Genomic DNA, 8,613 nt, shown 5'->3' on the forward strand with positions numbered 1-8,613 from the left:
TTCCCTTTTCCTCCCCCCCCCCAAAACCCCACCCCCCCCCCCCCCCCCCCCTCCCCCCCCCCCCCCCCCCCCCCCCCCCCCCCCCCCCCCCCCCGCGCGGGGCTCAGGCAGCCGGGACCGCGGCCAGCGCGGAGGTCAGCCGGCGCAGCGTCTCGGGGCGGCCGAGCAGCTCCATCGACTCGAACAGCGGCGGGGAGACCCGGCGGCCGGTGACGGCCACCCGCAGCGGCGTGAAGGCGAACTTGGGCTTGATGCCCAGGCCCTCCACCAGCGCCTCGCGCAGCGCGGCCTGGATCGGCTCCGGGGTGAAGTCCTCCAGCGCCTCCAGCGCCTTGATGCTGGCCTCCAGCACCGGGCGGGCGTCGGCGTTGAGCACCTTGGCCGCGTCGTCCGGGTCGAGCGTGAAGTCGGCCGGGTCGACGAAGAGGAAGCCGGCCATGTTCACGATCTCGCTCAGCACGACCATCCGCTCCTGGGTGAGCGGGGCCACCTTGGCCAGCAGCTCCAGCTGCTCGGCGGTCGGCTCGGCCGGCAGCAGGCCCGGGGCCTGCAGGTACGGCACCAGGCGCCGGACGAAGTCCTCCGGCGCCAGCTTGCGCAGGTGCTCGGCGTTGATGTGCTCGCACTTCTTGAGGTCGAAGCGGGCCGGGTTGGCGTTGACGTCGGCGATGTCGAACGCCTCGATCAGCTGCTCCACGCTGAAGATGTCGTCGTCCGCCGAGAGCGACCAGCCGAGCAGCGACAGGTAGTTGAGCAGGCCCTCGGGGATGAAGCCGCGCTCGCGGTACAGGTTGAGCGAGGCCTGCGGGTCGCGCTTGGAGAGCTTCTTGTTGCCCTCGCCCATCACGTACGGGAGGTGGCCGAAGCGCGGGGTGGTGCCGTCGCCGACACCGATCTCGGCGAGCGCCGCGTAGAGCGCGATCTGGCGCGGGGTCGAGGAGAGCAGGTCCTCGCCGCGGAGCACGTGGGTGATGCCCATCAGGGCGTCGTCCACCGGGTTGACCAGGGTGTACAGCGGCGCGCCGTTGGCCCGGACGATGCCGTAGTCGGGCACGTTCTCCGGCTCGAAGGTGAGCGTGCCGCGCACCAGGTCGTCGAAGGAGATGGTGCGGTCGGGCATCCGGAACCGCAGGATCGGCTCGCGCTTCTCCAGCTTGTAGACGGCGATCTGGTCGTCCGTCAGCTCCCGGCAGTGGCCGTCGTAGCCGGAGGGCTTGCCGGCCGCCCGGGCGGCCTCGCGGCGGGCGTCCAGCTCCTCGGTGGAGCAGTAGCAGTGGTACGCGTGGCCGGCCTCGTGCAGGCGGCGGGCGACGTCGGCGTAGATGTCCATCCGCTGCGACTGGCGGTACGGCTCGTGCGGGCCGCCGATCTCCGGGCCCTCGTCCCAGTCGAAGCCGAGCCAGCGCATGGCGTCGAGCAGCTGGTTGTACGACTCCTCGGAGTCACGGGCGGAGTCGGTGTCCTCGATCCGGAAGACCAGCGTGCCGCCGTTGTGGCGGGCGAAGGCCCAGTTGAAGAGGGCGGTGCGGACCAGGCCCACGTGCGGGTTCCCGGTCGGGGAGGGACAGAAGCGAACCCGAACGGACGGGTCAGTGTTAGCCACGCTTGATCACCTTGTTGGTGAGAGTGCCGATGCCTTCGATGGAGACGGCGACCTCGTCGCCGACGTTGAGCGGGCCCACCCCAGCGGGTGTGCCGGTGAGGATGACGTCGCCGGGCAGCAGCGTCATGGCCTCGGAGATGTGGACGATCAGCTCGGCGACCGAGCGGATCATCAGGGAGGTGCGGCCGGTCTGCCGAAGCTCGCCGTTCACCGTGCAGGTGACGGCCAGGTCGGTTGGGTCGAGGTCGGTCTCGATCCACGGGCCGAGCGGGCAGGCGGTGTCGAAGCCCTTGGCCCGGGCCCACTGGCCCTCGCGCTGCTGGATGTCGCGTGCGGTGACGTCGTTGGCGCAGGTGTAGCCGAGGATCACCTCGGGCACCCGGTCCAGCGGGACCTCGCGGCACATCCGGCCGATCACCACGGCCAGTTCGGCCTCGTGGTGGACGTCCGAGGAGAACGGCGGGTAGGCGATCGCCTCGGTCGGGCCGATCACCGAGGTGGACGGTTTGAAGAAGGTGAGCGGAACGTCCGGGACGGCGTTGCCCAGCTCGGCCGCGTGGGCGGCGTAGTTGCGGCCGACCGCGACGATCTTGTTGGGCAGCATCGGGCTGAGCAGCCGGACGTCCTGGAACCGGTAGCTCTCACCGGTGGGCTGGGGCTGCCCGAACGGGTGGCCGGCCAGGGCGTGGACGACCAGAGACTCGGGCTGGGCCGGGTCGCCCTCGACCACACCGAAGGAGACGCTGCCGGCGGCAGGGCTCCCTTCCCGGACGGAAAACCTGGCAATGCGCACGGCTGGGCTACCCCTCGCTTCGTCGGCCGCCCGGGGCGCGCCCGGGCGCTGGTGGGCGCCGCGCCCTCGGGCCCGGCCCCGCTCAATCGTCGACCAGGCTATCGCGCGGGCCTCCGGCCGGCCGCTTTGCCCCTGTTCAGCGGGGTTGCGCCCGACTCGGGCGCGCGCCCCCGCCCGGATCCGCCCCCCGGGGGCGAGCAGGCACCCCCGCCCCGAGCGACCCGGAGGCGAGCGGGCGACCCCGCCCCGAGCGACCTTGAGGCGAGCGGGCGACCCCGCCCCGAGTCGAAGGGCCGCGCCGGGGCCGAAAGGGAGAAACGAGGACGCCCCGAGGGACGAGGGGCGTTGGAGCGCCGACCGTCGGCACCGGACCGAGCGGCCCGGAGGCGAGCGGGCGACAACACAGAGGGCGCCGGGGCCGCCCGGTGAGGGTGGTCCCGGCGCCCTTCGCGGAGCGCGGGTGGCTCAGTCCTGCGGGACGGCGACCACCGGGGCGACCATCAGCTTGGTGCGGCGCGGGTTGGCGGTGTTGGCCGGCAGCTCGGTGGCGTAGGTCACCACATCCTCGGACCTGCGGGCGCCCGGGATCTTGCTGAAGTCCTCGACCGAGGCCAGCGTCGTCCGGCGCGGGTTCGCCGTGGAACGGCTGGTGAGCGTGGACTCGGTGGCGGCCTTGTTCGCCTGGGACATCGCGTCAGCACCTCTGGGTCGTGGACGGCGCCTCGGCATGAACCGGCGCCGGCCTGAGTGATTCGGGGAGATTCTGGGCAGGCTGATCGGGGCCGTGCTCCGGATGCAGCCAGATTACGGATCTCTTTCCACAGGCACCGTGACCAAAGCTACACATAGACCTGTGATTTTGATCACAAATTGAAGATCAATTCTCCTATATCCGACATATCGCTGCATCAGGTTTTACCGGCATAGCGGATATAACGGGCATTCCGGAAGGTCCGCTCGTCTAGTTGATCTCGGGTCGGCTTGACATGCATCCGGCGAGTGTCCGAAAAAGGCGGTATTCCGGTCCGGTTACCGCACAGTCAGTGAAATCGTGCGCGCGGTCCGTAGTGTCGCCCGGCGCGCCCTGGCGGCCCTTGTTGGGATTCCCCGGCTGTGCTGGAATGCCACGGACCGTGGGTAGGGAGTAGTCCACCCCGGCGACCCGCTCTCCCGGACCGGCCGGGGTGCGGATGGAAACTCGACACCGTCCAGGCCGTGGCGACGCGGCGGGACGCCCGGTCCAGAGGTTGCGACGCCAGTGCAGGGACGTTTCAAAAGGGGTAGCGGCGCCGCGGGTGACCCGGAGTCGCGTGAGCCCGTGGCAGCCCCGCAGCAGGTGGCGGCGCCCGGCGGGCCGGCAGAGCCGGCGCCCGATGCGGGCGGCCGCCCCGAGGACGACGGCCAACAGGACCGCAAGTCGGCCCGGGACAAACTCCGCAAGACCCTCACCCGGCGGCGCGCCACCGGTATGAGCCGGCTGGCGATGCGCAACTGGCGGATTCGTACCCGCCTGATCGCCCTGCTCACGCTCCCCGTGCTGGTCGCGCTCGTCCTCGGTGGCCTGCGCATCCAGACCTCGCTCGAGGCCTCGCAGCAGCTGGCCCAGATGGCGAACCTCTCCGACCTGGCCAAGAAGGCGACCAACCTCGCCGACGCGCTGCAGAACGAGCGGGACATCAGCGCCGGCCCGATCACCGCGGACCCGCAGAAGCCGCTCGACGACGACATCGTCAGCGCCCGCAAGATCACCGACGACCTGAACCGCACCTTCACCGCGTCCTCGGACAAGTTCGAGAACCTCGAACTCTCCGGCGGCAAGGCGCTGCTCTTCCAGATCCGCCGCGACCTGAACTCGATCTCGGACGCCCGCGGCAACCCGTACCAGAACAACCAGAACATCCAGGCCACGATCACCGCCTACGACGTGATCATCCGAGACCTGCTGTCGATCTCCCAGGACATCGCGCTCGCGTCCAACAACAAGGACCTGGTCCGCGCGACCCGCGCACTGCAGCAGTTCTCCCTGGCCAAGAACGCCACCTCGCAGCAGCGCGCGCTGATCGCCGCCGCGCTCGCCAACCCGAAGCCCGACCTCAGCCTGAGCGACGAGTCCTTCGGCATCCGCCTGCGCACGTCCTACGACAACGCGCTCACCAGCTTCAACAACATCTACACCTCGCACGACCTGGACAACCTGCGCGGCCAGCTCAGCTACAACTCGGTGGTCGCCGACGCCGACCGCTACTCGCGCTCGATCCTCCAGCAGAGCGGTATCCACCAGACCGAGCCGGTCAGCTACAAGGACTGGTACGAGAAGATCAGCGCCAAGATCACGGCCGAGCGCCGGATCGAGGGCAAGCTGATCGAGGACCTCGACGGCAAGGCTCAGGACCTGCAGTCCCAGGCCGACACCGAGGCCCTGGTCATCGGTGCCGCCGTCGCGCTGGTGCTGCTCTTCGCCCTCGGCGGCGCCGCCGTCATCGCCCGCTCGATGGTGCGCTCGCTGACCCGTCTGCAGGCCGCGGCCGAGGACGTCGCCGAGCGGCGGCTGCCCGAGCTGGTCAAGACGCTCTCGGAGAGCGACCCGCACGATGTCGACGTCACCGTCGAGCCCGTCGCCGTCGACTCCACCGACGAGATCGGCCACGTGGCGCACGCCTTCGACATGGTGCACAGCGAGGCCGTCCGCCTCGCCGCCGAGCAGGCCCTCCTGCGCGGCAACATCAACGCGATGTTCACCAACCTCTCGCGCCGCAGCCAGGGCCTCATCCAGCGCCAGCTGTCGCTCATCTCCGAGCTGGAGAGCCGCGAGGCCGACCCGGACCAGCTGGCCAACCTCTTCAAGCTGGACCACCTCGCGACCCGTATGCGCCGCAACGGCGAAAACCTCCTCGTCCTCGCCGGTGAGGACCCGGGCCGCCGCTGGACCCGCCCCGTCCCGCTGGTCGACGTGCTCCGCGCCGCCGCCTCCGAGGTGGAGCAGTACGAGCGCATCGAACTCGCCGCGGTGCCGTCGGCCGAGGTCGCCGGCCGCGTCGTCAACGACCTCGTCCACCTGCTCGCCGAGCTGCTGGAGAACGCCACCTCGTTCTCCAGCCCGCAGACCCGCGTCCGGGTCACCGGCCACGCCCTGCCCGACGGCCGGGTGCTGGTCGAGATCCACGACACCGGCATCGGCCTCAGCCCCGACGACCTCGCCGACATCAACGAGCGTCTCGCCAACCCGCCGACGGTGGACGTCTCGGTCTCCCGCCGCATGGGCCTCTTCGTGGTCGGCCGCCTGTCCCTGCGACACGGCATCCGCATCCAGCTGCGCCCCAGCGACTCCGGCGGTACCACCGCGCTGGTCATGCTCCCGGTGGACGTCACCAACTCGGCCGACCGCCGCGGCGCCGGCCGCCCCGGCCCGGCACAGGCCAAGCAGCAGCGCGGGGTCGCCCCGACGCCGCGCCAGCAGCGCCAGATGCCCGGCGGCCCGGCCGCCGGCCTCGGTGGCGGCCCGGCCGCGCTCGGCCAGGGTCCGGCGGGCGGTGCCCCGCAGGGCCGTCCGCAGCTCGGCCAGGGCGGTCCCGGTGCGCCGGCCGGCCAGGGCGGGCGGGCCGGTACCGGCCTGCCGACCCGCCAGGTCGGCCAGTCGCTGCGCGAGACCCCGTCGCAGGGACGGCCGGGCCAGCCGGGCCCGCAGGGCCAGCCCGCGCAGCAGAACCAGCAGGGGCAGCAGAACCAGCAGGGCGGCCTCCCGCAGCGCGGCCCGGGCCGGCAGGGCCCGCCGCAGGGCGGCCCCGGCGGCCTGCCACGCCGCGGTCAGCAGCAGCCCGGCGCGCCGCAGCCCGGCCAGGGCCGGCCCGCCGACGGCCGCCGCCCCGGCCAGGAGCGGCCGCGCCCCGGCGGCGAGTTCGACGGCGGTCCGGGTGCCCGGACCGGCGAGCAGCCGCAGCACGGCTGGGCCGACCAGTCCGGCCGTCCGGGTGCGCCGCAGGGCGCCCGCCCGGGCCGGCCGCAGGAGGGCCTGCCGCAGCGCCGCCAGCCCGGCCAGGGCCCGGGCGGCCAGGGCGGCCAGGGCGGCCAGGGCCCGCAGGGTCCGCAGGGTCCGCGCCGTCCGCAGCGCCCCGGTCCGGACGCGCCGCAGCAGGGCCGGCAGCCGCAGCTCCCGCCGCAGCAGGCCCAGCCCCAGCAGGCCCAGCCGCAGCAGATCCAGCCGCAGCCGCAGCCGCTGCCTCCGGCCGAGCCCTCGCCGATGGAGAGCACCGCGCAGTTCGCCCGGCCGCGCTTCGAGGCCAGCGAGATCGACCCGCGTGACCCGCTGGGCCTCGGTCTGGTCGAGCCGGTGCTGCCGAACGTTCCGAACCCGGCCGCCCGCCAGGAGCAGGTCCGCCAGGAGCAGGTCCGCCAGGAGCCCGCCCGCCAGGAGGCCTTCCGGCAGGAGCCGATGGCGCTGCCGACCGGTCCGTCCCAGGGCGGTGCCCCGGGCTTCGAACCGGCGGAGCAGGCCTGGTTCCCCGAGAACGGCCAGCAGGCCCAGGCCGCGCAGGCGGCCCGGCCGCAGCAGTACCAGCCGCGCCGGCCCGGGACCACCGCCCCCGGGGTCCAGGAGCAGGCACCACAGGCCCGGCCGCAGCAGGCGCCCCAGGCCCCCCAGGGCCAGGCCCAGCCGCAGCAGGCCCCGCAGCCCGGCCAGGGCGGTCACCCCGGTCAGGGCGGCCAGCCCGGCCCGGGCGACGCCCCGTGGCGCCCGTCCGCCAACGACGAGCGCTGGCGCCGGGCCGAGCAGGTCCGCGAGCCCTCGACCAACGGAGTCACCATGTCCGGCCTCCCCCGGCGGACCCCGCAGGCCAACCTGGTCTCCGGTACCGCAGAGGCGTCCCCGCTGACCGGTCCTCAGGTCTCCCGGGCGCCCGAGGAGGTGCGCGGCCGGCTGACCAACCTGCGCCGCGGCATCCAGCAGGGCCGCAGGGTCGGCGCCGAGCAGGCGTCCGGCCCGGGCAACCAGGGCGGCCAGGGCGGCCAGCATGGTGCCCAGCAGCCCGGGTTCGATAGTTTCGGGGGCCGCACCGACGGCAACGGCGCAGATCATCAGGAGCGTTGAGTTGAATCAGATGAGCCAGGCCGCACAGAACCTGAACTGGCTGATCACCAATTTCGTGGACAACACCCCCGGGGTGTCGCACACGGTGGTGGTCTCCGCAGACGGCCTCCTGCTGTGCATGTCCGAAGGTTTCCCCCGCGACCGCGCCGACCAGCTCGCCGCCGTCGCCTCCGGCCTCACCTCCCTCACCTCCGGCGCGAGCCGGATCTTCGAGGGCGGCGAGGTCAACCAGACCGTCGTCGAGATGGAGCGCGGCTTCCTCTTCCTGATGGCCGTCAGCGACGGCTCCGCCCTCGCCGTACTCGCCTCGCCGGACTCCGACATCGGTCTGGTCGGCTACGAAATGGCCCTCCTCGTCGACCGCGCCGGCGCCGTCCTCACCCCCGCACTCCGCGCAGAACTCCAGGGCAGTCTCCTGCACTGAGTGCCCTGAGCGGCCAACCCATCCGTCCCACCTCCCCGCCGGGTCTGACCCGACCAGGCCCGGCGCCTCACCCTCAGCTACCCTCAGGCAGCTGATTTCGCCTCAGCTGGCATCGCCCCAGCTGGAACCGGCTGCCCAAGGCTGCAGCACAAGGAGGACCCATGACCCCGCCTTCGACACCCGCCGGCTCGTACGGCAGCGGGTACGGCAGCGGCTACGGCGGGCAGCAGTCCGACGGCTACGAGCAGCAGCCGCTGGTCCGCCCGTACGCGATGACCGGAGGCCGTACCCGGCCCCGGTACCAGCTCGCCATCGAGGCGCTGATCTCGACCACCGGCTCCGCCGAGCGGACCGGCGGCCTGCTGCCCGAGCATGCCCGGATCGTGAACCTCTGCCGTGAGGTCAAGTCCATCGCGGAGATCTCCGCACTGGCCGGCGTGCCGCTCGGTGTCGCCCGCATCCTCGTGGCCGACCTGGCCGAGGCCGGCCTCGTCGCCATCCACCAGCCCGCCGCCGCGGGCGAGTCGGGCGGAACGCCCGATGTCACGCTGCTCGAAAGGGTCCTCAGTGGACTTCGCAAGCTCTAACGGAGCCACCCGCGCCACGACCTCGGCGAAGATCGTCGTCGCCGGCGGCTTCGGTGTCGGCAAGACCACGCTCGTCGGCGCCGTCTCCGAGATCAACCCGCTGCGCACCGAAGCCGTCAT

Annotated in this window: 6 protein-coding genes and 1 pseudogene; 4 read left to right on the forward strand and 3 right to left on the reverse strand. The window is 72.7% G+C overall.

Going from position 1 to position 8,613, the window contains the following annotated elements:
- Positions 1–103: 103 nt before the first annotated feature.
- The 3 genes from gltX to ACZ6NC_RS41540 form a co-directional block, all read right to left on the reverse strand.
- Positions 104–1,603, reverse strand: a complete 1,500-nt coding sequence (gltX, locus tag ACZ6NC_RS41530) for a glutamate--tRNA ligase (RefSeq protein WP_465739086.1) — start codon at positions 1,601–1,603, stop codon at positions 104–106.
- The gene (locus ACZ6NC_RS41535) at positions 1,596–2,396 is read right to left on the reverse strand and encodes a fumarylacetoacetate hydrolase family protein (RefSeq protein WP_465739087.1); all 801 of its coding nucleotides are present in this window, start codon (positions 2,394–2,396) and stop codon (positions 1,596–1,598) included. The genes gltX and ACZ6NC_RS41535 overlap by 8 nt, the downstream gene beginning before the upstream one ends.
- A 465-nt stretch (positions 2,397–2,861) precedes the next feature.
- On the reverse strand, positions 2,862–3,086 hold the full coding sequence (locus ACZ6NC_RS41540) for a hypothetical protein (protein ID WP_465739088.1): 225 nt from the start codon (positions 3,084–3,086) through the stop codon (positions 2,862–2,864).
- 628 nt (positions 3,087–3,714) lie between these two features.
- On the opposite strand from ACZ6NC_RS41540, the gene ACZ6NC_RS41545 reads away from it, so the two are divergent.
- The 4 genes and pseudogenes from ACZ6NC_RS41545 to ACZ6NC_RS41560 all read left to right on the forward strand — a co-directional run.
- Positions 3,715–7,482 carry a sensor histidine kinase gene (locus ACZ6NC_RS41545; RefSeq protein ID WP_465739089.1) on the forward strand — a complete coding sequence of 1,256 codons (3,768 nt, stop codon included), beginning with the start codon at positions 3,715–3,717 and terminating at the stop codon, positions 7,480–7,482.
- Positions 7,483–7,492: 10 nt separating this feature from the next.
- Entirely contained in the window at positions 7,493–7,906 is a 414-nt protein-coding gene (locus ACZ6NC_RS41550) for a roadblock/LC7 domain-containing protein (protein WP_030057391.1), read from the forward strand.
- A gap of 161 nt (positions 7,907–8,067) precedes the next feature.
- Positions 8,068–8,493, forward strand: coding sequence for a DUF742 domain-containing protein (locus ACZ6NC_RS41555; protein ID WP_360510186.1), 426 nt, complete (start codon positions 8,068–8,070; stop codon positions 8,491–8,493).
- Positions 8,474–8,613 (forward strand): annotated as a pseudogene (locus ACZ6NC_RS41560) (ATP-binding protein); the annotation flags it as partial. The gene ACZ6NC_RS41555 and the pseudogene ACZ6NC_RS41560, both read left to right, overlap by 20 nt.

The sequence above is a fragment of the Kitasatospora sp. NPDC041988 genome (assembly GCF_055588525.1).